This is a genomic window from Spirillospora sp. NPDC029432 (assembly GCF_040703975.1).
In the GTDB taxonomy this organism is placed as follows: Bacteria; Actinomycetota; Actinomycetes; order Streptosporangiales; family Streptosporangiaceae; genus Spirillospora.
Map to the genome: position 1 here is coordinate 1 of NZ_JBEZWH010000039.1, position 22,393 is coordinate 22,393.

Here is a 22,393-nt window from a genome sequence, read left to right on the forward strand (position 1 = left end):
GGCGGCCCCCCCCGGGCCCGCCCGCCCCCCCCCCCCCGGGGGGGGGGCCCCCCCCCCCCCCCCCCCCGGGACCGCGGGTCAGTGCACCGCCCGGTCCTGGCCCTGCCAGTACGGGGCGCGCAGATCACGCTTGAGGATCTTGCCGGTCGGGTTGCGCGGGATCTCGTCCCGCCGCTCGATCGAGGTGGGGCACTTGAAGTGCGCCAGCCGCTCCCGGCACCAGTCGATGAGCTCCTTCTCCGGGACGTCCTCCGACAGCACCACGATGCCCTTGGGCGTCTCGCCCCACTTCTCGTCCGGCACGCCGATCACCGCGCAGTCGGTGACCATCGGGTGGTTCATCAGGACGTTCTCGACCTCCGCCGGGTAGATGTTCTCCCCGCCCGAGATGATCATGTCCTTGACCCGGTCGTGGATGTAGAGGTAGCCGTCCTCGTCCAGGTAGCCGGCGTCGCCCGTACGGAACCAGCCGTCCGGCAGGAGGGCCGCGGAGGTGGCCTCCGGCATCTCCCAGTAGCCCTTCATGTTCTGCGGCGTCCGGCACAGGATCTCGCCGACCTTGCCGAGCGGCATCTCCTCCAGCGTCGCCGGATCGACGATCTTCAGCTCGCAGGACGGGTTGGGGATGCCCGCGCTGCGCAGCCGGTGCGCGTTCGGGCCGTCCGGATCGTGGTCCTCGACCGGCAGGTACGTGATCGCGCCGGTCGTCTCCGTCAGCCCGTACACCTGCATGAACCGCGTCGTCGGCAGCATCCGCATCGCGCCGCGCAGCACGTCGTCGCTGATGGGGGACGCGCCGTACAGCAGCAGCTTCAGGCTCGACATGTCGGCCTCGGCCACCTCCGGGATCAGCTGCATGAACTGCAGCAGCACCGGGACGAGGAAGACGTGCGAGACCTTGCGCCGCTCGATGTCCCTGGCGATCGCCGTCGGGTCCGGCTCGCGCGCGATCACGCCGGTGATCCCGTCGAAGATGACGCACGTGGTCAGCGCGTTGCCCGCCACGTGGTACATCGGCATCGCGACCATCAGCACCGTGTCGTCGCCGATGTCCCAGATGTCGTTGCTGAGCGGCAGCACCGACAGGAAGTTGTCGTGGGTGAGCATCACGCCCTTGGGCAGCCCCGTCGTCCCCGACGAGTAGAGCTGCACGAACACGTCGGACGTGTCCGTCGCGTCCACTGGCCCGCCGGGGTCGTGGGCGTCCATCCAGGTCGCGTAGTCCTCGTACCCGCCGCCCCCGCCGATCACGATCGTGTGCCGGGTGTGCTCCAGCTTCCCGGCGATCGCGTCCAGGACCGGGACGAACTCCGGCCCCACGATGAAGACCTTCGCCTGCGCGTTGTTGACGATGTAGGCGACCTCGTCGGGCGCCAGCCGGTAGTTGATCGGAACCTGCGCGGCCCCGATCCGCGCCGCGCCGAACAGCTGCTCGGCGTACTCCAGGGAGTTCTTGTCCAGTACCGCGACCCGGTCGCCGTGGCCGACACCGGCCGCGGCGAGCGCCGCCGCGGCCCGGTCGGCACGCCGGTCGAAGTCACGGTAGGTGATGGAGAGATCGCCCGCGTGGAACGCGACGCGATCGGGATGCCGCTGCGCACGCTCGCGCAGTATCTCGGTCAGGCTCGGCACGGTGGCCCCTTTCGCCCGGTGACCGCCTGTTGGTCAGGGAATCATGCGGTCGCCGGGGGGTCCGGCACAAGGCCTGAAGAGTGGGCTAACTAGCCCTTTTTGGACGTCTTGGAGACCAGCATCACGGCCAGGTACACCAGGACGGCGACGAAGCCGATGAAGAAGAAGAACTTCAGCATCGACATCAGCCAGCCCACCACGCTGAGAACCAGCCAGATGGCGAGCACGACACCAACGATCGTCAGAATTGTCCGAGCCATGCCTTCACGGTATGCCGTGCCGATGACACCGTCATCACCCTCGGGGACGACTCCGACCCTGAGATCCCCCGCGTCCCGCCCCTGAGGGGCCCGCCGGGCGTCAGCCGCTCGACGGCTGCGACGGGCCCGGGTCGGACGGCGGCGCGGGTGGCGCCGGCTGGTCGGCGGGCGGCGGGCTGTACGGCGCCGGGTCGGCCGGGGGCGCGTACGGGGCGGGCTGGTCCGCGGGCGGCGCGTACTGGCCCGGCTGGTCGGCGGACGCCGCCGGCGGCTGGGCGTGGTCGGCGGGCGGGGCGTACTGGCCGTACGGCGCGGGCTGGCCGGGCTGCCCGGGGGGCGCGAACTGGCCCGGCTGGCCGGGGGCGGCGCCGTACGGGGCGGGCTGCCCCGGCTGCATGGGCTGGCCGAACTGTCCGGCGGGCGGCTGGCCGGGCTGGCCGAAGGCGGGCTGGAAGCCGCCGGGCTGCTGCTTCTTGCCGGCGGTCAGCAGCCGCAGCACCGCGATGCCGCCGGCGGTCGCCGGCGCCAGCAGCAGGATGATCACGCCGAACGCGTCCAGGTGGGCGAACGACCTGAAGTAGATCTCGATGCTGAGACCGATGCTGCCGGGCGACTTGAACAGCGCGTACACGATGACGCCGAAGAGGTCGCCCACGATGGTCGCCGCGAAGGCGACCACGGGGGCCAGGATCGCGCCGATCGGCCCGGACGGCCGGGTCATCAGCAGCGGCGCGCCCACGCACGCCCCGACGATCAGCGCGACCACGGCGTTGACCGGACGGATCGTGCCGGGGGCGATGAGGTCCATCTCGTTGACCAGCAAGCTGATCACGACACCGGACACGGCGTTGACCAGGGTGGCGACGAGCCCGCCGATGGCGAGCGCGCCGAGGACGGCGCCGTTGGACGAGCGGGAGCTGGGGAGCGGCATCCACTCATTAAACCGGCGGCGTCAATCCCGGCCGCGAACAGGTCTTACGAGACGGTTACGGAAACGGGCGGCGGGTCCGGGGCCGCGTAGCGTGAGGCCGTGAACACCCCCGTACCCACCGGCCGCGTCCTGGTCGTCGACGACGATCCGACGGTGGCCGAGGTCGTGGCCCGCTACCTCGCACGCGACGGCCACGACGTCGCGTGCGCCGCCGACGGGCCGCAGGCGCTGCGGGACGCCCGCGCGCACCCGCCCGACCTGGTCGTCCTCGACCTGATGCTGCCCGGCATGGACGGCCTGGAGGTCTGCCGCCGGCTCCGCGAGACCTCGGCCGTGCCGATCGTGATGCTCACCGCGCTCGGCGCCGAGACCGACCGGCTGGTGGGGCTGGAGACCGGCGCCGACGACTACGTGACCAAGCCGTTCAGCCCGCGCGAGCTGGCCCTGCGGGTACGGTCCGTGCTCCGCCGGTCCCGCGGCGCGGTCGTCCCCGCGACCGGCGGTCCGCTGCGCGACGGCGACCTCGCCGTGGACGTGGCGGCGCACGAGGCCGGGCTGCGCGGCGAGCGGCTGGCGCTGACCGCCCGCGAGTTCGACCTGCTGGTCTTCCTCCTGCGCAACCCGCGGCAGGCGTTCACCCGTGAGCAGCTGCTCGAACGCGTGTGGGGCTGGTCGTTCGGCGACGCGTCGACCGTGACCGTGCACGTGCGGCGGCTGCGCGAGAAGATCGAGGCCGATGCCGCGGCGCCGCGGCGGCTGGTCACCGTATGGGGTGTCGGCTACCGGTACGAGCCCGTGGAGGACGCCTGATGCTCCCGGTCGAGGATCTGCTGTGGGTGGCCTACTACGCGCTGCTCGCGGCGGCCGTCGTCGCGGGCGGGGCGCTGCTCCTGCTCCACTTCCTGCGCGGCCGCTCGGTCGCGGTGCAGCTGGCCGTGCAGGGCGCGGCCACCGTACTCGCCACGATCTCCGGCATCGTGGTCATCTCGTTCATGATGGTGCTGAACGACCATGACCGCGCGGTCGTGCTGGCCGTCGTGACCGCCGCCGCGCCGGTGGCCCTCGCCGTGTCCGTCCTGCTGGGGCGGCGGCTGGTGGCCGCGAACCGGACGCTGGTGGACGCGGTCCGCGCCGACCGGTTCGAGCCGCCCGCCGCCGCCCGGCTGCCCGCCGAGCTCGCCGAGCTATCGCGCGAACTGGAGGCGGCGTACGAGCGGCTGGCCGAGTCGCACCGGCGCGAGCAGGCGCTGGAGGCGAGCCGCCGCGAGCTGGTCGCCTGGGTCAGCCACGACCTCCGCACCCCGCTCGCCGGCCTCCGGGCGATGGCCGAGGCGCTGGAGGACGAGGTCGTGGCCGATCCCGCGACCGTCCGCGACTACCACGGGCGGATCCGTACCGAGGTGGACCGGCTGGCCGAGATGGTCGACGACCTCTTCGAGCTGTCCCGCATCCACGCCGGCGCCCTGCGGCTCTCCCGCGCCCGCGTCGGCCTGGCCGACCTCGTCGCCGACGCCGTCGCCGGCACCGAGCCGCTGGCCCGCGCGAAGGGCGTCCGGCTGCACGGCGGCGTCAGCGAGGCGCTCCCTGTCCAGGTGGACGCGTCCGAACTGGGCCGCGCGCTGCGCAACCTCGTCGTGAACGCGATCCGGCACACCCCGGGCGACGGGACGATCGAGGTCACCGGCGAGGTCCGCGGCGGCGAGGCGCTGGTGACCGTCGCCGACGCCTGCGGCGGCATCCCGGAGGCCGACCTGCCCCGCGTCTTCGACGTCGCGTTCCGCGGCGAGTCCGCCCGTACGCCGGGCGGCGGCGCCGGCCTCGGCCTCGCCATCGCCCGCGGCATCGTCGAGGCCCACGCCGGCCGCATCGGCGTCACCAACGCCGGCCCCGGCTGCCGCTTCGTCGTCCACCTGCCCCTGCCGGCCCCTTAGCGGTCAGCCGAGTTCGCGGACGCCGTGGGTGCTCTCCTCGATCGCCTTGAACGTGGGGCACGGCCAGCGCCACATGCAGGCGCGGCAGCGGCGGATGGGCTGGTCGGGGTCGCTGGAGATGCCGCCGGCCTCCTGCGGGCGGTGCATGTCGAGCAGCCGGGTGCCCAGCTCGGCGAAGGCGATGACCTCCTCGCGGGCGGCGGCGAGGAAGGCGAGGTCCTCGCGGGAGAGCCGGGTGCGGACGGGGACGAATCCGGACCTGTTGACCAGGCGGGAGAGGTACTGCGTGGAGGCGCGCCAGGAGCTGGACTTCTCCGAGCGGGCGCGGATCGCCGCCAGCCGGTCGCGGAGGCGGGTCTCGCGCGGGTCGGTGATCTGGCCGGTCCTCATGCGCGGCTCCCCCCGTGGATGATCGCCGGGGTCGCGCCGGCCGCCGGCCTCTGCCGCTGTCGCACGTGCTCAGCCTCTCTCACCTCGCGGGCCCGTGCGGGTGGATTCCCGCAGGACAGGGGGTGTGCGCGGGAAAATTCGAGGAAGATTTCGGACGTACGTCATATCCGGTTATGACTCGCCCGGGATCCCGACACGGGAGTTGCGGAACTCTCTGGCCCGGGCGCCGTTCGCCCGATAGTGTGCCGGACGTGGAGCTAAATGTCTCGACCGCGTCTCAGGGAGGTCACGCCCTCGTCACAGCGAGCGGCGAACTCGACCTGTACACGGCGCCCAGGTTGCAGACCGCGCTGGCGGGGCTGCTGCGCGAGCGGCAGATCGACCGCATCGTGGTCGACCTGAGCGGCGTGGACTTCTGCGACTCGACCGGCATGAACGTCCTGCTGTCGGCCATGAAGCGGCTCAAGGAGCGGGGCGGCACGCTCGAACTGGCCGCGCCGCGCACCGCCGTCAAGCGCATCCTGCAGGTCACCGGCCTCGACACGGTCTTCACCGTGGTCGACGCCGTACCGGTGCTCGACGCCGGCTGACCGTTCCGGCGATCCGCGCGGGGCGCCGCCCGCGCGGGGCGCCGTCCTGCCGCGCGAAGGACTACTACGATCGCGGGTATGCAGGAAGTAGCGGTGATCATCCCGGCCAAGGACGAGGGTGACCGGATCGCGGCGACGGTCGAGGCCGCGCGGAAGCTGCCCGGGGCCGGGCTGGTCCTGGTGGTCGACGACGGCTCCGCCGACGGCACGGGGCGCGTAGCAAGAGAAGCCGGCGCCCGGGTCGTCCGGCACAGCCGCAACCGCGGCAAGGGCGCGGCGATGGAGACCGGCGCCGAGGCCGCCCGGCTGCTGGACGAGGGGACCCCGCGGCACCTGCTCTTCCTGGACGCCGACCTGGCCGAGACGGCGCGCGAGGCCGCGCCGCTGGTGGAGCCGGTACGCGCCGGGACCGCCGACATGACGATCGCAACGTTCTCCAGCACGGTGAAGCTCGGCGGGCACGGGTTCGTCGTCCGGCTCTCCCGGGAGGGCATCCGGCGGGCCACCGGGTGGGAGGCCACCCAGCCGCTGAACGGGCAGCGCTGCCTGACGCGCGCCGCGTTCGACGCGGCGCTGCCGCTGGCCGCCGGGTTCGGCGTCGAGACGGCGCTGACGATCGACCTGCTGCGCAAGGGCTTCCGGGTGGAGGAGGTCGAGGTGCCGCTGGCGCACCGGGCGACCGGCACCGATCTGAAGGCGCAGCTGCACCGGGCCCGGCAGTTCCGGGACGTGGCCCGCGCGCTGGCCGTTCGCGATCCCGCCCTGGCCGCGCGGCTGGCCAAGCGCCGCCCGTGACCCCCTGGCAGGGGCGCGCGGGACTGGGCGCGATCGCGGCGAGCCTCGGCTGCTTCCTGCTGACCGCCCTGCTGGGCACCTCCGTCATGCAGCCGGCGCTGCCGGGCGAGCCGGGGCAGCCGCCGTTCGCGCTGGACGCGGACCCGTCGCCGTACCTGGTGATCGGCCTGGTCGTCGCGGGCGTGCTGCTCGGGGCGGGCGGCCTCGCGCTGTGCTTCACCGCCGTGGCCCGCGGCTGGCGCCGCCGCCCCGGGCCGCTGGTCGTGGCGGGCGTCCTGATCGCGGCCGCGTTCGCGTTCCTGCCGCCGATCGGCTCCGGCGACCATCTGAACTACGCCGCGTACGGGCGGATGGCCGTCACCGGGCACGACCCGTACGCGACCCGCGCGGTGGACGTCCCGCACGACCCGGTCATCGGCGCGGTCGAGGAGTGGCGGAAGGCCCCCTCGGTGTACGGGCCGATCGCGACGGCGCAGGAGGCGTTCGCCGCGAAGATCGGCGGCGATTCGATGCGGCTGACCGTGTTCGTGATGTCGCTGATCAACTCGCTGGCGTTCGTGCTGACGGCGCTGGTCCTGTGGTGGACGTCGAGGACGCCGGAGCGGCGCCTCCGCACGGCGCTGATGTGGACGTTCAACCCGCTGCTGCTGTTCCACCTGGTCGCGGGGGCGCACAACGACACGCTGGCGATCGCGCCGATGGTCGCGGCGCTGGCGCTGTTCGCCGGGGGCCGGTCGCTGCCGCGCACGCTGGGGTCGGGCGCGCTGGTCGGCGCCGCGATGGCGATCAAGCTGCCGGCCGGGCTGGTCGGCGGCGGGCCCGCCTGGGTGCTGCTCGAACGGTGGCAAGCATCCCGCGACCGCGGCACGCTGTGGCGGCTCGCGGCGCTGTTCGGCGGGGCCGGCGCGGTGGTGGCGGTGACGTTCGCGCTGGCGGGCCCGCACGCGTTCGACCAGGTCGCCAGGGCGGCGAACTCGGTCTCGCTGGCCACCCCCTGGCATCTGGTCGACATGCTGCTGGGACGCGGCGGGCATCGCACCCTCATCAAGATCGGCTTCGTGGTACTGCTGCTGGTGCTGCTCTGGATGCTGGCCAGGGCGCTGCCGCACGACCGCGACGCCGACCCGGACACGGACCGGAGCCGGCGGATCGCGGCGGCGCTGGTGCTGGCGTGGCTGTTCTCCGCGCCGTACGAGCTGCCCTGGTACGACGGTTTCGCGTGGGCCGCGCTGGCGCTGCTGGCCCGGTCGCGGTTCGACTGGCTGCTGCTCGCCCACACGGCGGCGCTCAGCCTCGCCTACCTGCCCGCCCGCGACCCCGAGCTGATCGGCCTGCCGGACGGGCTGAGCTGGCTGGTCACCGTGGTCCGGCCGGTGATCATCCCGGTGCTGACGACGGCGATTCTGATCGCTCTGATGCTGGAGTGCCGGCGGCGACGTGATCATGCTCCAGCGCCCGTACGCTCGCCGCGAGCATCAGCGGGGTCGCGAGGCTGAACGACACCGACAGGATCACCACGCCGGAGTCGTTCACCAGCGTGCCCGCCGCGGCCATGGTCAGCGCCGACAGCAGCGCGGGCCGCATCGTGGCGCTGTGCGCGTACGCCCGGTCGAGCAGCGGGGTGCGCGCCTTGATCGGCCGTACCAGCGCGAAGAACAGGAACCCGACCGCGCCGGCCAGCGGGATGATGAACGGCCAGTAGCCGAGGCTGCGCAGCATCGCCTGGAACTTGCGGGCGATCGTGTCCCACGCGTCGCCGCTCGCGAGGTCCTGCCAGAACCGGCCGAGGTGGGTCGGGTTGGCGCTGCGCGCGTTCAGGTACGAGATCAGCAGCACCAGCGCGGCCCCGGCGGCCAGGAACAGCGCCAGCCGCAGCGGCGAGACGCGCTTGCCCGCGATCATCAGCCCGAGCACGGCGAACGCCGGCACCATCGCGATCACGCCGCCGAAGTCGCTGCCCCAGGACGGCAGCCCGTCCACGGCGACGGCGAACGCGCCGACCGCCGCGACGATCCCGACCGCGAGCCACTTGCGCCCGGCGCGCAGCGGGTACTCCGCCAGCCAGGCCGCCGACAGGATCGTGGCCACCGCGAACAGCGAGAACGCCTGGTTCCCGAACCCGTAGAACCGGCCCGCGACCAGCGCCGTGTAGCCCATCAGAGCGTTCAGCTGCAGGGACGAACCGGTCATCACGTCCACCGCGAGGACCAGCGCGGTCACCCCGGTGATCACCAGCGCGGGCGCGGTCACCGAGCGCCGCCACGGGCCGGCCACCGCCACGCCCGCGAGCAGCCCGGCGAAGCCGACGACCGCGCAGACCAGCGCGGGCGCCGGATGCGTGGCCTGCCACCAGGGGAGCAGCCCGGCCAGGAACGTGGCGACCGGCGTGGCGCCGCCGACCAGCGCGACGATCCGCGTCCCGGCGAGGATCTTGGCCCGGGACTCGCGGGTGCTCCAGCGCCGCCGCCGCAGCGCCAGCGCCGCGAGCCCGTACAGGAGCAGCTGCGCCCCGGCGAGCACCCACCAGAACGTCGGCTGGATGCGCCGGATCGCCTGCGCGGCGACGTCGGCGTTCTCCAGCGTCTCGACCCGTTCGGCGGTCGTCTTCCGGGACGGCTGGACGCGCCACGCCGAGCCGACCGCCTGCTTGGGCTGCGGCAGCCCGAGGGACTTCAGGACGGTCGCCGTCGCGTCGGTCAGCGTGACCATGCCGGGCTGGCGGGTGGCGCTGGAGGTCAGCAGGCCCTCGCCGAACGGGCCGTTCGCCGCGGCGGCGACCCGCAGGTGCGGCGTCTGGCCGTTGTCGGAGAGCCCGGCCACCAGGATCGTCGTCCCGGCCGGGACGGACGAGACGACCCGCGCGATCCGCCGGTCGGCGGCGGACGCGGCGGCCCTGCGGTCGTCGACGGTCACCGGCGCCTGCTCGCCGTCGGCGTCCACGCCCGCGTCGACGTAGGCGCGGAACACGTCGTCGACGTCCACGGCCGCCAGCGCGCAGCGCGCCCAGTCCTCGGCGGTCACCGCGTCCACCGACCGCCGGTAGTGGTCGACGCGCCCGGCGGCGTCGGCGGCGCCGAACACCGCGCCGGGCCCGACCGCGAGCGTGCAGCCGCCGGCGCGGTGGACCGCGTCGCCGAGCAGGCCGACCTGGGCGTGGTAGTCGCCGCCCGCGTTGTCCTTCCTGATCTCCGCCCAGCCGGGCGCGGCCGCGCCCTGGCCCGCGGCCGGCGCCGGCACGGCGAGTGCGTGCTGCCCGCCGCGCAGGACGGCCGCCGCCAGCTCGTCCTGGTAGCGCCGCGCCGGGGTGGCGCCGGAGGCCACCGTGATCGCTTTGGACCAGATCCCGCCGAGCCACACCTCCAGCCCGGGGCGCTCGCCGGGCGGTCCCGCCGGATACACGCCGGGGATCGCGATCGCGCCGCCCGGCCGGACCACCGCGACCACGTCGTTCAGCGCGGCGGCCCGGACGCCGGACGCGCCCACGCAGTCGATCCCCGCGTCCACGTACGGGACGCCGGCGATCTCCGCGATCAGATCGGGCAGGCCCCCGGCCGACAGGTCGGCGGCGGCGAAGCCGGACGCGCGGGCGTGCGCGAGCCGTTCGGCGTTGAAGTCGCCGACCACGACCAGCGCCGCGCCCAGCAGCCGGCAGGCCGCCGCGCACGCCAGCCCCACCGGCCCGGCTCCCGCGATGTAGACGGTCGAGCCGGGGCCCACCCGGGCGCCCCTGGCCGCGTGGTAGCCGGTCGGGAGGACGTCGCCGAGCAGCGCCACGTCCAGCAGCCGCTCGCGCGCCTGGTCCGGGTCGGGCAGGACGTGCAGGTTGAAGTCGGCGTACGGCACCAGCGCGTACTCCGCCTGGAGCCCCGCCCAGCCGCCGAAGCCCTCGCCCATCCCGTACGTGGCGCCCGGCCGGGACGGGTTCGTCGCCAGGCAGTGCCCGGTGAGCCCGGCACGGCAGTTGCCGCAGCGCCCGCACGCCACGTTGAACGGGACCGAGCACACGTCGCCGGGCCTGACCCGCTCCACGTCCCGGCCCGCCTCCACCACGACCCCGGTCAGCTCGTGCCCCAGCACCATGCCGGGAACCGCGCCCGGCCCGTGCAAAGTGTGCCGATCGGAGCCGCACACGCAGGTCGCGAGCGTACGGACGATCACGCCGTGGTCGCACCGCCGGGGCAGCACGCCGGGACCCGGCCGCACCTCCAGGGCGGGCATGGGAGCCTCGCCCAGGACGGCACGGCCGGGTCCGGCGTACACCACGGCCCGCTGGGAGCCGTTCGTCACAGCGCCCCCGACGCCTCGAACCGGCGGCCGCTCTTCTTACCCGGCAGGAGGACCCGTTCCAGCACCTCGACCAGCAGGAACAGCACGAAGCCGATCACAGTCAGCCAGGCGATCGAGGCGAACACGGTGAGGCTGTCCATGTCGCCGCGCGCGGTGATCAGCAGCACGCCGAGCCCGGTGTCGGCGCCGACGAACTCGGCCACGACCGCGCCGACCACGGCCAGCGTGATGCCGACCTTGATGCCGGCGAAGATGCTCGGCAGCGCCCACGGCCAGCGGATCTTCCAGAACGCCTGCCACCGGCTCGCGCCCATCGACCGCACCAGCATCAGGCTCTCCGGCCGCGCGGCGCGGAAGCCCACCAGCGAGTCGATCACGACGGGGAAGAAGCAGATCAGCGCCACCATCAGGATCTTCGGCAGCTGCCCGAACCCGAACCAGATGATGAACAGCGGCGCGATCGCCACCTTCGGCACCACCTGCGCGATGATCAGCAGCGGGTAGATCGCCTTGCGGACGATCGCGCTGTAGACCATCCCGACCGCGATCGGCAGCGCGACGGCGATCGCCAGCGCGAACCCGACGAAGATCGCGATGATCGTCGGCACCGACTCCTCGGCGAACACCCCGAAGTCGCCGAACATCTTCGCCACCACGTCGCCCGGCGCGGGGAGCACGTACTCCTCGACGCCGCCGAACGACACCAGGCCCTGCCAGCCGGCGACCACCAGCACCACCAGCACGATCGGCAGCGCCCAGTCGGCGAACCGCGAGTCCACCCAGCTCCGCTTCGGCGGCGCGGGAGCCTTCGCCGGCGCGGCCTCCGCCTTCTTCGCGTGCGTCGCGGTCACTTGCCCTCCTCCGTCAGCACGCCGAGGGTCTCGAAGACGCCGCGGATCTCGCCGACCAGGTCGGTGAACTCCTTGCCGCCGCGCGCGCCCAGCGGCCGCGGCCGCTCCAGCGGCACCCGGAACTCGGCGGCGATGCTCGCCGGGCGCGGGGAGAAGACCAGCACCCGGTCCGCCAGGAACACCGCCTCGTCGATGCTGTGCGTCACGAACACGACCGTCTTGCGGCGCTCCATCCACAGCCGCTGGAGGTCGATCTGGATCTGGTCGCGGGTGAGCGCGTCCAGGGCGCCGAACGGCTCGTCCATCACCAGGATGTCCGGGTCGTGCAGCAGGGCGCGGCACAGCGCCACCCGCTGCTGCATGCCGCCCGACAGCTCCTCGGGGTAGTGGTCCTCGAACCCGCCGAGCCCGACCTGCCCCAGCAGCTCCTTCGCGCGCGCCTCTGCCGCCGCCTTGGGACTGCGCCGGATCTCGGATTGGAGCAGGACGTTCTGCAGCGCGGTCCGCCACGGCAGCAGCTCGGCGTTCTGGAAGACGATCCCGAGGTCGGTGAACGGCTTCAGCACGGCCTCGCCCTGCACCCGCACCTGCCCGGAGGTCGGCTGGGTGAGCCCGGCCAGCGCCATCAGCAGCGTGCTCTTGCCGCAGCCGCTGGGCCCGACGATGGCGAGGAACTCGCCGCGGTCGAGCTCGAAGGACATCTCGTCCACCGCGGTGACGACGCCGCCGGCGGTGCCGAACGACTTGGTGAACCGGTCGAACTCGACGTACGGGGCGCGCGCGCCCGCTTCCTTGGTCGCCGCCGTCATCGGCTACTTCCCTCCGAGGCTGTCGGCGCACTTCGCGAGGTGCGCGTTGCTGGCCACGTCGGCGGGGGAGAGCTTGCCGGCCTCGACGCCGCCGTACTGCTCCATGACCTTGATCGTGCTCTTCCAGTCCGCCTCGGCGGTGCAGCCGAACGGCTGGCCCTTGGTGGCGGCGGTGGTCAGCAGGGCGTTGGACGCCTCCCACTGCTTCTTGACCACGTCCTTGGAGAGGGTGCTGGTGGAGGCCACCTTGAAGAACGAGGCCACCGCCCCGTCGATGTCCTTGTTGGTCGCCTCGACGGCCTCGGCGGTCGCGGCGAGGAACTTGCGGACCGCGTCCGGGTTCTCCTTCGCGAACTTGTCGGAGGTGACGATGCCGGAGCTGAGCACGTCCAGTCCCGCGTCGGCGTAGCCGAGCGCGACCAGGTCGCACTTGCACTTCTCCTTCATGTTCGGCTCGGTGACGTTCAGCAGGCCGAAGGTGAACTGCGTGGTGCCCTGGACGAACAGGCTGTCGCGGGCCGGGACGTCGACCTTCTTCAGCGTGACCGAGTCCGGGTCGAGCCCGGCCGCCTTGGCGAACGCGGGGAACACCGTCTCGGGCGCCGAGCCCGCGGTGTACCCGGCGGACTTGCCGGCCAGGTCCTTGGCGGTGCGGATGCCGGAGTCCTTCTTGGCGAAGATCGCCAGCGGGGAGCGCTGCACCATGCCGGCCACCATCTGGACGGGCATGTTCCGGCCCGCCGCCTGCACCAGCGCGCCCGCGTCGGCGTAGCCGAGGTCGTCGGAGCCGTTGGCGACGGTCTGCAGCGTGGTGGCCGAGCCCTTGCCCGGGTTCAGCGTGACGTTCAGCCCGTGCTTGGCGTAGATGCCCTGGTCGACGCCCGCGACCAGCGGAAGGACGGCGCCGGTGTAGAACACGTCGGTACGGACGTCGAGCTTGATCTTCCCGCTGGCGTCCTTCTCCGTTCCCGATCCGCCGCACGCGGCCAGCGTCAGGGCGGCGGCCGCGGCGAGCGCGGCGCCCGCCACGAGCCGGCGCCGGCGCCGGCGGGAAGTGGCAACGACTGTGTGCATGGTGACCCCATCAGAGCGCGTTTACTTGGGGCGAAGTATCTGGGAGTAAAATTACTTGTGTCAAGGTATCTTAGGCCGTGCGGTTTTTCCGCTACGCTTCCTCCGGTGCCGCCCGGCGGGGCGGCGACCCCACCCCGGATGAGCTCGCACACCCACGGACGGTGCCATGGACACGGTCGAGAAGGTCCTCGACGACTGGCGGCGGGAGCGTCCCGACCTCGACCCGTCGCCGATCGGCGTGTTCGGCCGGCTGCGCCGCGTCGCCGAGCTCTCGCGGCACGAGCTGGAGGGCTACCTCGCCCCGTACGGGCTGACGCCCCGCTCCTTCGACGTCCTCGCCAACCTGCGGCGCGGCGGGCCGCCGTACCGCAAGACCCCCTCGGAGCTGGCCGAGTCGTCGCTGCTGTCCAGCGGCGCCATGACCGGGCGGCTCGACGGGCTGGAGAAGGCCGGGCTGATCACCCGCACCCCGCACCCCGGCGACCGGCGGGTGATGTTCGCGGAGCTGACCCCGGCCGGGATCGAGCTGATCGACGAGGTCTTCGCGGAGCACCTCGCCAACGAGGAGGCCCTGCTGAACGGCCTCGACCGCGAGCGCCGCGACGAGATCGCCGCGGCGCTCGCGCTGCTGGAGCGGACCATCAAGGACGCCGTCGCCGAGAGCGGGCCTCGGCCCCGCCGCCGCCGGAACGCGGGCTGAGGCTCAGGGCGTCAGCAGGAAGAGGCGGAGCTCGCCGCAGGGCGCCAGCACGCCGCCGCCCTCGACCTCGACCGGCGCCCCGGTCCGTTCCACCGCCCTGATGTCGAGGCGCCGCAGCAGCGCGCCCGTCACGTGCCGCGCCGACCGGGAGATGATCACCCGGCCCTGCGAGTTGAGCAGGATCGCGCCCGGCGGCAGCAGCGGCAGCACGGCCTTCTCCACCCGGCGCAGGTAGAGGTCGGCCCCGGTGATGCCGAGGTACCGGCCCTCGTCCAGGACGGGGGCGGACATCGTCAGGATGTACTGGTCGGTGCCGTGGAAGTCGACGTACGGCCCGTGCACGTTCGCCGCGCCCGTCCGGGCCGGGACGGTGTACCACGGCTTGTCGGTGTAGTCGTAGAAGCCCAGGCTGTCGGGGTCGAGGTCGACGACCAGGCGCTCGGGATCGGGGCCGTCACCGGCCTGCCACCACTCCAGCCACAGCGGCGCGTCCGCCAGCACGTCCGGCGCGGCCACGTACCCCGTGCCGGTGACCAGCGGCGCGTGCCCGCCGAGCACGCCGAGGATCTCCAGCCGCAGCGGCTCCAGGTCGCGGCGGGCCGGCCGCCCGTGCTCGCGGACGAGGCCGACCACGGTGCGGCTGAGCCGTTCGACGGACCGCAGCACGGCGTCGAACACCTCCCCGACGTCGCGGCCGGCGGTCTGGGCGAGTCGCTGGTTCACTGGTGAGCCCCTGGCGTCGGCGGTGGTCTCTATCGGTGGACGGTCGATGATTGGGTGCGCTTCACGGTTCTACGAGACCGAGGTGGAGCTCCACAAGTCGTTCGACCGCCTCGGCCACATGTCGCCGCGCGAGCGCGGCGGCGCGGTCGCCGTCCTCGGCCGCGATCGCCGCGACGATCTCGCGGTGCTGCCGGTCGAGGCGGCGGCGGGTCCGCTCGTCGGCACCCGGCAGCCACAGCAGCGGGCCGATCTCGCTCTGCAGCCGGATCTCCTCCCGGGTGAGCCGGGCGGACTGGGCCGCGGCGGCCACCTCGACGTGGAAGCGGCCGTCGGTGTGGTGCTGGCGGCCGGGCCCGGTGGCGGCGGCGAACGCGTCGGCGGCCTCGCCGAGCCGGCCGAGGTCGTCCTGCGAGGCGCGGTCGGCCGCCAGCAGCGCCGCGCCGGCGGCCAGCGCCGCGTAGTGGTCGCCGAGGTCGCGCAGGTCGGCGACGGTGAGGTCGGCCAGCCTGCGGCGCAGCAGCCCCGCGGTCTCGTCCCCCTGCGGGGCCTTCACGAAGCTGCCGCCGCCGCGCCCGCGCCGGGTGACGATCAGGCCCTGCGCGCGCAGGTCGCTCAGCGCCTCCCGGACGGTCACGGTGGCCACCCCGAGCTGCGCCGCGAGATCCGGTTCGCTGGGGAGCTGCTCGCCGTCGGCCAGCAGCCCGAGCGAGATCGCGTCGGCCAGCCGGCGGGTGATCGTCTCCGCCCGGCCCCGGTTCTCCAGGGGCGCGAACACGGCGAGCCGGGCGGTCGCCGACGCGTCCGGTGCGGGCATCGTTCTCCCTTCCCACGGGTTTCCCGGCCGTGGCGGGCGCACCGGCCGGGAACCGGCGGCCGCGGATGTCGCCGGCCCCCTTGCCAAGAAAATATCTGGCGCCATATCTTTTCGCCCTGAGAGTACCTGCGGCTCTCGAAGCATTGGCATCGCCGGCGTCAGTTTCGCAGGCCGGGCGGTCCGGGCACATGCCAGGACCCCGACGAGGGAGGACTCCGTGTCCACCACACCCGACGCGGCCCCACCGGCCGCCGCGCCTCCGCACGACGACGACTCCGCACGGCTCGCGGCCCTCGGCTACGAGTCCCACTTCCGGCGCGACATGAGCCTGTGGGCGAACTTCTCCCTGGGCTTCACCTACCTGTCCCCGGTCGTGGGCATCTACGCCCTGTTCGCGTTCTCGCTGGCCACCGCCGGGCCGCCGATGCTGTGGGCGCTCGTCATCGCCGGGATCGGCCAGCTGCTCGTGGCGCTGGTCTTCGGCGAGATCGTCTCCCAGTACCCGGTCAGCGGCGGCATCTACCCCTGGGCCCGGCGGCTCTGGGGACGGCGCTGGGCCTGGATGAGCGGCTGGATCTACCTGTTCGCGCTGCTGGCCACGATCGCCAGCGTCAGCTACGGCGCCGGGCCGTACGCGGCGTCGATGCTCGGCTTCGAGCCCACCGCCACCACCACGATCGGCTGCGCGCTGGCCGTCCTGCTGATCGCCACCCTGATCAACCTGTCCGGCACCCGCTGGCTGTCGCTGGCCGCGATCATCGGCTTCTCCGCCGAGCTGGTCGGCGCGCTGGTCGTCGGGGTCTGGCTGCTGGCGACCGAGCGCCACCACGGCCTCGGGGTCCTCTTCGACGGCCAGGGGACCGGCGCGGGCGGCTCGTACGCGGCCGCGTTCCTGGCCGCCTCGCTCATCGGCATCTACCAGTACTACGGCTTCGAGGCCTGCGGCGACGTCGCCGAGGAGGTCCGCGACCCGGCCCGCCGCATCCCGAAGGCGATGCGGATGACGATCTACGTCGGCGGCGCGGCCGCCACGTTCATCACCCTCGCGCTGGTGCTGTCGGTCGCCGACTTCGGCGCGGTCATCTCCGGCAAGGACGCCGACCCGGTCACCACCGCGCTCACCGCCGCGTTCGGGCCGACGATGGTCAAGGTCATCCTCGGCATCGTGCTGATCTCGTTCGTCTCCTGCGCGATGAGCCTGCAGGCCGCCGCCAGCCGGCTGACCTACGCCTACGCCCGGGACGACATGATCGTCGGCAGCCGGATCCTGGCCCGGTTCTCGGCCGCCCGGCACGTCCCGCCGTACGCGCTGCTGCTGGCCGCCGTGCTGCCCGCGCTGCTGGTGATCGGCTCCAAGGTCTCCGCCGACGCCCTCACGAAGATCATCTCGTTCGCCTCGCTGGGCATCTACCTGGGCTTCCAGATGGTCGTGCTCGCCGCGCTGCGGGCCCGGCTGCGCGGCTGGAGGCCGTCCGGCCCGTTCACCCTCGGCCGCTGGGGCCTGGTCGTGAACGCCGCCGCGCTGGTGTACGGCGTGCTCGCCATGATCAACATGTCGTGGCCGCGGACGCCGGACGTGCCCTGGTACGACAACTACATCGTCCCCCTCGGCGGCGCCGTCGTGATCGTTCTCGGCCTGGTCTACATGACCGTGACCCGCCACTACGGCCGCGGCGACGCCCCCGCCGGCGACGCGATCCCCGCCAAGCAAGGAGCAGGAGCGTGACCACCGCAGCCCCGTACTTCAACATCGCCGATCCGACGTTCTCCGTCCAGTCGGCGGAGGTCAGGAAGGCCCGCGAGCAGGGCTGGTACGCCCGCACCAACTACGGCGTCGCCGTGCTCCGCTACGACGAGGTCAGCCGCCTGCTGAAGCATCCCCGGCTCCGGCAGGGGAGCGTCAAGTGGCCCGCGCACCACGGCATCACCACCGGCCCGTTCGCGGACTGGTGGGCCAACTGGGTGCTCAACAAGGAGGGCGCCGACCACCACCGGCTGCGCCGGCTGATGAACCCGGCGTTCTCCCGCCGGCTCATCGGCGGGCTCGTCCCGCGCTTCCGCGCCCTCGCCGGGGAGCTGGTGGACGGGTTCGCCGAGCCGGACCGGTGCGAGTTCATGACCGAGTTCGCCGAGCCGTACGCCGCCCGCGTCATCGCCATCATGCTCGGCCTCCCCGAGGAGGAGTGGCCCGTGCTGGCCCGCGACTCCGCCACGATCGGGCTGGCGATGGGCGTCACGATCGCCGAGGACCTGCCGAAGATCGAGGCGGCGCTCGCGAACCTGTACGGCTACGTCGACGAGCTGATCGCCGACCGCACCCGGGAGCCGCGCGACGACTTCGTCACCCGGCTCGTCCAGGCCGAGAAGGACCGGGACCGGCTGGACCACACCGAGCTGCGCGACTCCATGGTGCTGCTGATCTTCGGCGGGTTCGACACCACCCGCAACCAGCTCGGCCTGGCCATGCAGACGTTCATGCGGCACCCCGACCAGTGGGGCGTGCTCGCCGAACGGCCCGAGCTCGGCGCCGCCGCCGTCGAGGAGGTCATGCGGGTCGCGCCCACCACCACGTGGGTGACCCGCGAGGCCCTGGAGGACTTCACGTTCGAGGGACTGGACATCGCCGCCGGCACCACCGTCCACCTGTTCACCGAGTCCGCCGGGACCGACCCGCTCGCCGTCCCGGACGGCCGCTTCGACATCACCGCCGAGCGCCCGCCGCACTTCGGCTTCGGCGGCGGCGCCCACCACTGCCTCGGCCACTTCGTCGCCCGCTGCGACATGAGCGAGGCGCTCCCGCTGCTGGCCCGCCGGATGCGCGACCCGCGCCCCGGCGGCGAGATCCGCACCCTGCCGCTCAGCGGCAACACCGGCCCCATCGCCCTGCCCATCACGTTCACCCCGGCCACCAGCCGTTCAGGAGGAACCACCGCATGAAGGTCGTCGTCGACCTGGCCGTTTGCCAGGACCACGGGCAGTGCGCCATCGCCGCCCCCGACGTCTTCCGCATCAACGACGAGGGGAAGCTGGAGTACGACGACGCCCCGCCCGAAGAACTCCGCGAGGACGTCGAGGACGCCGCCGACGTCTGCCCCGTCCAGGCCATCCTGATCGAGGGCTGACATGGGCGGCCATGTCGTGATCGTCGGGGCCGGGATGGCCGGGCTGCGCGCCGCCGAGCAGCTGCGCGCCGCCGGCTGGGACCGCGCCATCACCATCGTCGGGGCGGAGGAGCACCTCCCGTACAACCGCCCCCCGCTGTCCAAGGAGCTGCTGGCCGGCAAGGTCGGCGCCGGCGGGCTGGCCGAGGCGCACGCCGCGGCCGTGTTCCGGCGCCGCCGCAGCGTCGAGGACGCCCGCTGGATCCTCGGCAACCCCGTCGTCCGGTCGTCGCTGACCGCCCGGCGGCTGGAGCTGGCCGACGGCTCCCGCCTCACCTTCGACGGCCTCGTGGTGGCCAGCGGGCTGCGGCCGCGCCGCGCGACCGTACCGGGGCCGGAGGGCGGCCGGTACGTGCTTCGAACGCTGGAGGACGCCGTCGACCTGCGCGACCGGCTCGTCCGGGGGCGCTCCGTGCTCGTCATGGGCGGCGGCTTCATCGGCTGCGAGGTCGCCGCCACCGCGCTGCGCGCCGGCTGCGAGGTCACCGTCGTCGAGCCGTGCGCCGAGCCGATGGAGCGCGCCCTCGGCCCCGAGCTGGGCCGCGTCCTGCGGCGCCACCACGAGGACCAGGGCGTCCGGTTCATCACCGGCCGCATGGTCGCCGAGTTCCTCGCCGACGGCGACCGGGTCACCGCCGCCGTCCTCGACGACGGCACCCTCGTCCCGGCCGACCTGGTCGTCGAGTCGATCGGCTCGCAGGCCAACGTCGAATGGCTGCAGGGCAACGGCCTCGACCTGCACGACGGCGTCCTGTGCGACAACCTGCTGCGCGTCGAGGGCCGCCCCGGCGTGGTCGCGGTCGGCGACGTGGCCCGCTTCCCCAACCCCCGCTACGACGACGTGCCGCGCCGGGTCGAGCACTGGTGCGTCCCGACCGACACCGCCAAGCGCGCCGCCGCCACCCTGGCCGCGCACCTGGGCGTGCGGGCGCCCGACGACGCGCCGTTCGCGCCCGTCCCGTCGTTCTGGAGCGACCAGTACGACGTCCGCGTGCAGAGCTTCGGCGCGCCCGGCCTCGGCGACCGCTGCGAGCTGCTCGACGGCGGCCTCGACCATCCCCGCGCACTGAAGGGCGGCGTGGCGATGGCGTACTACCGCGACCGCCGGATGGTCGGCGTCGCCCTCGTCGGCATCCCCGCCGCCCGCCACCGCCAGTACCGCGACCTCGTCAGCTGAACGGAAGGTCCCACCCATGAGCACGACCCCCCTCGACGAGCACAGGCAGCGCAACGCCGCCGCGTCCGCCGACCTCCTCGCCCGGGTGGAGGAGTCCGGCGTCGAGTTCCTCTACTACCAGACCGTCTCGCTGACCGGCCGCGTCGTCGGCAAGGTCGTCCCGGCCCGGCACTTGGCCCGCAACCTCGAACGCGGCGTCAACCTGCACCGCACCGCGATGTCGGACCTCCAGGTCGACCGGTTCGGCAACCTGCTCGGCGGCGGTACGGAGGCCGCCGAGTTCACCGCGATGCCCGACCCCGAGACGTTCGCCGTCCTGCCCTGGGACACCACCGTCGGGCGCTTCTTCTGCCGCGTGTACGAGCCCGCCCACCGCGCCGGCGTCGGCGGGGAGGCCCTCGCCACCGACGGCCGCACCCACCTGCGCCGCGCGCACGAGGCGTTCACCGAGGCGACCGGGCTGCGGCTGCGCAGCGGCTGCGAGCCCGAGATGACCTGGACGGGCCCCGGGATGGAGGTGCACGTCAAGCCCGGCTCCAGCTCGTCGTACCACATCGACTGCCTGGAGGTCATGCGGCCGGTCTTCCAGCGGGTGATCCGGTACGGCCAGGCGCTCGGCTTCGACATGATCGAGGGCGACTACGAGGACCCCGGCCAGCTGGAGCTGAACTGGCTGTTCGACGACTGCGACGTGACCGCCGACCGGCTCGTCACGTACCGGCAGATCTGCCGCCAGGTCGCCCGCGAGCTGGGCGTGACCGCCAGCTTCATGCCCAAGCCCGCCACCGGCGTGATGGGCAACGGCTGCCACCACAACCTCAGCCTGTGGCGCGGCGACGAGAACGTGCTGGCCGATCCGGACGTCACCGAGATGCACCTGACCGAGACCGGCAGGCACGCGGTCGGCGGGATCCTGACGCACGCCGCCGGGATGATGGCGCTGATGGGGCCGACGGTGAACTCGTACAAGCGGTACTGGGACGCCGGCCAGTTCGCTCCCTCGCAGATCAACTGGGGCTTCGACAACAAGACCTGCACGGTGCGGCTGTCGGCGAACGGCCGGCTGGAGTTCAAGATCCCGGACGCGAGCGTCAACCCGTACCTGTCGCACGCGGCCCTCCTCGCCGCCATCAGGGACGGCCTGGACAACGCGATCGACCCGGGCGCCCCGCAGTCCGGCAGCAGCTACGAGGGGTCGCCGTCGAAGTTCGAGCCGCTGCCGCTGTCGCTCAGCGACGCCCTCGACGCGTTCGAGGCGGACCAGATCGTCCAGGGCTCGTTCCCGGCCGACCTGACCGGCCTCTACCTGGACCTCAAGCGCGACGAGTGGGCCCGCTTCTGCGGCCACATCACCGACTGGGAGCGCGACATGTACATGGAGCACCTTCCGTAATGGCCGCGCCGCTACGCCTCGCCTGCATCGACGCCGAGGCGCCCCCGCTGTTCTCCAAGAGCCCCGACGGCGTCACGCGCGACGGCTACGAGCCCGACGTCGCGGCCCTGTGCGCGGCCGTCCTGGACCGTTCCGTCGAATGGGTGTTCACGCCCTGGGCCGACTTCGTCCCGGCCCTCCGGTCCCGCGAGGTCGACGCGGTCTGGTGCGGCCAGGGCATCACCGAGTCGCGCCGCCGCCAGGTCGACTTCACCCGCCCGTACGCCGTATTCAACGAGTCCGTGCTGGTCCGCCGCGGAACGCCCGTGGCGTCGCCGGCCGACCTGCGCGGCCTCCGCGTCGCGGCCATCGAGGGCAGCACGAACATGGCCCTCGCGGAGACCTTCGAGGGCGCCGTGGCCGTCCCGTTCGGCGGCGCGACCGACGACGTCTTCGGCGACATGCTGGACGCCCTCCGCACCGGCGAGGTCGACGCGGTCGTGGACGACGACGTCGTCTTCGTCCCGCTCGGCGACGACCCCGCCTTCGACCTGGCGTTCACCGTCCCGACCGGCAACCGCTGGGGCGTCGCCGTCGCCAAGGGCCGCCCCGACGTCCTGGCCGACCTGGACGGCGCCCTGACCACCATCATCGAGAACGGAGCCCTGGAAAAGGCCTGGCGGACCCGCATGCCCGCCCTCCCGTACCCCTTCTGACGCACCTTCTGGAGTGCGGGACGCAGATCAGCCCGCGGCAGGTCCTCGGAGAGCCCCGTCCCGAGCACCTGCCGCGGGTCGTACGGCGACGCGCCGGAACGGCTCCCGCGGAGTTCGCGCGGCAGTGGAATTTCGGACGTACGTGCCGACCGGAATCGGATGGGCATCCCCCGCAATTCC

The 22,393-nt window shown here is 73.3% G+C and carries 22 protein-coding genes; 12 read left to right on the top strand and 10 right to left on the bottom strand.

Features of this window, described 5'->3' with window-relative positions:
* Positions 1–78 precede the first annotated feature (78 nt).
* From AB0881_RS26510 to AB0881_RS26520, 3 genes are all read right to left on the bottom strand, one after another.
* Positions 79–1,632, bottom strand: a complete 1,554-nt coding sequence (locus tag AB0881_RS26510) for a long-chain-fatty-acid--CoA ligase (protein ID WP_366620962.1) — start codon at positions 1,630–1,632, stop codon at positions 79–81.
* Positions 1,633–1,721: 89 nt separating this feature from the next.
* Positions 1,722–1,892: a hypothetical protein gene (locus AB0881_RS26515; protein ID WP_366620964.1), complete on the bottom strand. Its 171-nt coding sequence runs from the start codon at positions 1,890–1,892 to the stop codon at positions 1,722–1,724.
* Between the two features lie 100 nt (positions 1,893–1,992).
* Complete coding sequence (locus AB0881_RS26520) at positions 1,993–2,823, bottom strand: hypothetical protein (RefSeq protein WP_366620966.1); 831 nt, start codon at positions 2,821–2,823, stop codon at positions 1,993–1,995.
* A gap of 99 nt (positions 2,824–2,922) precedes the next feature.
* Here AB0881_RS26520 and AB0881_RS26525 point away from each other — a divergent pair, with 99 nt between their 5' ends.
* The gene (locus AB0881_RS26525; RefSeq protein WP_366620967.1) at positions 2,923–3,633 is read left to right on the top strand and encodes a response regulator transcription factor; all 711 of its coding nucleotides are present in this window, start codon (positions 2,923–2,925) and stop codon (positions 3,631–3,633) included.
* The gene (locus AB0881_RS26530) at positions 3,633–4,754 is read left to right on the top strand and encodes a HAMP domain-containing sensor histidine kinase (RefSeq protein WP_366620969.1); all 1,122 of its coding nucleotides are present in this window, start codon (positions 3,633–3,635) and stop codon (positions 4,752–4,754) included. The genes AB0881_RS26525 and AB0881_RS26530 overlap by 1 nt, the downstream gene beginning before the upstream one ends.
* Before the next feature lie 3 nt (positions 4,755–4,757).
* On the opposite strand, the gene AB0881_RS26535 is transcribed toward AB0881_RS26530, so the two are convergent.
* Positions 4,758–5,144 (bottom strand): hypothetical protein, encoded by a 387-nt coding sequence (locus AB0881_RS26535; protein WP_366620971.1) that lies wholly within the window; start codon positions 5,142–5,144, stop codon positions 4,758–4,760.
* Between the two features lie 251 nt (positions 5,145–5,395).
* Here AB0881_RS26535 and AB0881_RS26540 point away from each other — a divergent pair, with 251 nt between their 5' ends.
* From AB0881_RS26540 to mptB, 3 genes are all read left to right on the top strand, one after another.
* Positions 5,396–5,734 (top strand): STAS domain-containing protein, encoded by a 339-nt coding sequence (locus tag AB0881_RS26540; RefSeq protein WP_366620973.1) that lies wholly within the window; start codon positions 5,396–5,398, stop codon positions 5,732–5,734.
* A gap of 78 nt (positions 5,735–5,812) precedes the next feature.
* The gene (locus tag AB0881_RS26545; RefSeq protein WP_366620975.1) at positions 5,813–6,529 is read left to right on the top strand and encodes a glycosyltransferase family 2 protein; all 717 of its coding nucleotides are present in this window, start codon (positions 5,813–5,815) and stop codon (positions 6,527–6,529) included.
* On the top strand, positions 6,526–8,025 hold the full coding sequence (mptB, locus tag AB0881_RS26550) for a polyprenol phosphomannose-dependent alpha 1,6 mannosyltransferase MptB (RefSeq protein WP_366620977.1): 1,500 nt from the start codon (positions 6,526–6,528) through the stop codon (positions 8,023–8,025). The genes AB0881_RS26545 and mptB overlap by 4 nt, the downstream gene beginning before the upstream one ends.
* Here mptB and AB0881_RS26555 read toward each other — a convergent pair.
* The 4 genes from AB0881_RS26555 to AB0881_RS26570 are packed head-to-tail and all read right to left on the bottom strand — an operon-like array spanning position 7,907 to position 13,550.
* Entirely contained in the window at positions 7,907–10,816 is a 2,910-nt protein-coding gene (locus AB0881_RS26555; protein WP_366620979.1) for an alcohol dehydrogenase catalytic domain-containing protein, read from the bottom strand. The two genes, mptB and AB0881_RS26555, sit on opposite strands and share 119 nt — an antisense overlap.
* Positions 10,813–11,667, bottom strand: a complete 855-nt coding sequence (locus tag AB0881_RS26560) for an ABC transporter permease (RefSeq protein WP_366620981.1) — start codon at positions 11,665–11,667, stop codon at positions 10,813–10,815. Before AB0881_RS26560 ends, AB0881_RS26555 begins: the two co-directional genes overlap by 4 nt.
* Complete coding sequence (locus AB0881_RS26565; RefSeq protein ID WP_366620983.1) at positions 11,664–12,476, bottom strand: ABC transporter ATP-binding protein; 813 nt, start codon at positions 12,474–12,476, stop codon at positions 11,664–11,666. Before AB0881_RS26565 ends, AB0881_RS26560 begins: the two co-directional genes overlap by 4 nt.
* A gap of 3 nt (positions 12,477–12,479) precedes the next feature.
* Positions 12,480–13,550: an ABC transporter substrate-binding protein gene (locus tag AB0881_RS26570; RefSeq protein WP_366620985.1), complete on the bottom strand. Its 1,071-nt coding sequence runs from the start codon at positions 13,548–13,550 to the stop codon at positions 12,480–12,482.
* Positions 13,551–13,716: 166 nt separating this feature from the next.
* Here AB0881_RS26570 and AB0881_RS26575 point away from each other — a divergent pair, with 166 nt between their 5' ends.
* Positions 13,717–14,250, top strand: a complete 534-nt coding sequence (locus AB0881_RS26575) for a MarR family transcriptional regulator (protein ID WP_366620987.1) — start codon at positions 13,717–13,719, stop codon at positions 14,248–14,250.
* Positions 14,251–14,253: 3 nt separating this feature from the next.
* On the opposite strand, the gene AB0881_RS26580 is transcribed toward AB0881_RS26575, so the two are convergent.
* Complete coding sequence (locus AB0881_RS26580) at positions 14,254–14,973, bottom strand: cache domain-containing protein (RefSeq protein WP_366620989.1); 720 nt, start codon at positions 14,971–14,973, stop codon at positions 14,254–14,256.
* Positions 14,974–15,034: 61 nt separating this feature from the next.
* Complete coding sequence (locus tag AB0881_RS26585) at positions 15,035–15,787, bottom strand: FCD domain-containing protein (protein WP_366620991.1); 753 nt, start codon at positions 15,785–15,787, stop codon at positions 15,035–15,037.
* A gap of 217 nt (positions 15,788–16,004) precedes the next feature.
* On the opposite strand from AB0881_RS26585, the gene AB0881_RS26590 reads away from it, so the two are divergent.
* The 6 genes from AB0881_RS26590 to AB0881_RS26615 are packed head-to-tail and all read left to right on the top strand — an operon-like array spanning position 16,005 to position 22,213.
* Positions 16,005–17,513 carry an amino acid permease gene (locus AB0881_RS26590; RefSeq protein WP_366620993.1) on the top strand — a complete coding sequence of 503 codons (1,509 nt, stop codon included), beginning with the start codon at positions 16,005–16,007 and terminating at the stop codon, positions 17,511–17,513.
* Positions 17,510–18,724 (top strand): cytochrome P450, encoded by a 1,215-nt coding sequence (locus AB0881_RS26595; protein ID WP_366620994.1) that lies wholly within the window; start codon positions 17,510–17,512, stop codon positions 18,722–18,724. The genes AB0881_RS26590 and AB0881_RS26595 overlap by 4 nt, the downstream gene beginning before the upstream one ends.
* Positions 18,721–18,909 carry a ferredoxin gene (locus AB0881_RS26600; protein WP_366620996.1) on the top strand — a complete coding sequence of 63 codons (189 nt, stop codon included), beginning with the start codon at positions 18,721–18,723 and terminating at the stop codon, positions 18,907–18,909. The genes AB0881_RS26595 and AB0881_RS26600 overlap by 4 nt, the downstream gene beginning before the upstream one ends.
* A gap of 1 nt (position 18,910) precedes the next feature.
* Entirely contained in the window at positions 18,911–20,125 is a 1,215-nt protein-coding gene (locus AB0881_RS26605; protein WP_366620998.1) for an FAD-dependent oxidoreductase, read from the top strand.
* A gap of 16 nt (positions 20,126–20,141) precedes the next feature.
* A complete protein-coding gene (locus AB0881_RS26610; protein ID WP_366620999.1) occupies positions 20,142–21,518 on the top strand; it encodes a glutamine synthetase family protein in 1,377 nt (458 codons plus the stop codon).
* Positions 21,518–22,213, top strand: a complete 696-nt coding sequence (locus tag AB0881_RS26615) for an ABC transporter substrate-binding protein (protein WP_366621001.1) — start codon at positions 21,518–21,520, stop codon at positions 22,211–22,213. The genes AB0881_RS26610 and AB0881_RS26615 overlap by 1 nt, the downstream gene beginning before the upstream one ends.
* The last annotated feature ends 180 nt before the right edge of the window (positions 22,214–22,393 follow it).

What these genes read in the sequence shown, in the direction of transcription:
- AB0881_RS26515 (WP_366620964.1), bottom strand. Translation starts at nt 1,892, where the DNA reads ATGGCTCGGACAATTCTGACGATCGTTGGTGTCGTGCTCGCCATCTGG.
- AB0881_RS26520 (WP_366620966.1), bottom strand. Translation starts at nt 2,823, where the DNA reads ATGCCGCTCCCCAGCTCCCGCTCGTCCAACGGCGCCGTCCTCGGCGCG.
- AB0881_RS26530 (WP_366620969.1), top strand. Translation starts at nt 3,633, where the DNA reads ATGCTCCCGGTCGAGGATCTGCTGTGGGTGGCCTACTACGCGCTGCTC.
- AB0881_RS26535 (WP_366620971.1), bottom strand. Translation starts at nt 5,144, where the DNA reads ATGAGGACCGGCCAGATCACCGACCCGCGCGAGACCCGCCTCCGCGAC.
- AB0881_RS26545 (WP_366620975.1), top strand. Translation starts at nt 5,813, where the DNA reads ATGCAGGAAGTAGCGGTGATCATCCCGGCCAAGGACGAGGGTGACCGG.
- AB0881_RS26565 (WP_366620983.1), bottom strand. Translation starts at nt 12,476, where the DNA reads ATGACGGCGGCGACCAAGGAAGCGGGCGCGCGCGCCCCGTACGTCGAG.
- AB0881_RS26570 (WP_366620985.1), bottom strand. Translation starts at nt 13,550, where the DNA reads ATGCACACAGTCGTTGCCACTTCCCGCCGGCGCCGGCGCCGGCTCGTG.
- AB0881_RS26575 (WP_366620987.1), top strand. Translation starts at nt 13,717, where the DNA reads ATGGACACGGTCGAGAAGGTCCTCGACGACTGGCGGCGGGAGCGTCCC.
- AB0881_RS26585 (WP_366620991.1), bottom strand. Translation starts at nt 15,787, where the DNA reads ATGCCCGCACCGGACGCGTCGGCGACCGCCCGGCTCGCCGTGTTCGCG.
- AB0881_RS26600 (WP_366620996.1), top strand. Translation starts at nt 18,721, where the DNA reads ATGAAGGTCGTCGTCGACCTGGCCGTTTGCCAGGACCACGGGCAGTGC.
- AB0881_RS26605 (WP_366620998.1), top strand. Translation starts at nt 18,911, where the DNA reads ATGGGCGGCCATGTCGTGATCGTCGGGGCCGGGATGGCCGGGCTGCGC.
- AB0881_RS26610 (WP_366620999.1), top strand. Translation starts at nt 20,142, where the DNA reads ATGAGCACGACCCCCCTCGACGAGCACAGGCAGCGCAACGCCGCCGCG.
- AB0881_RS26615 (WP_366621001.1), top strand. Translation starts at nt 21,518, where the DNA reads ATGGCCGCGCCGCTACGCCTCGCCTGCATCGACGCCGAGGCGCCCCCG.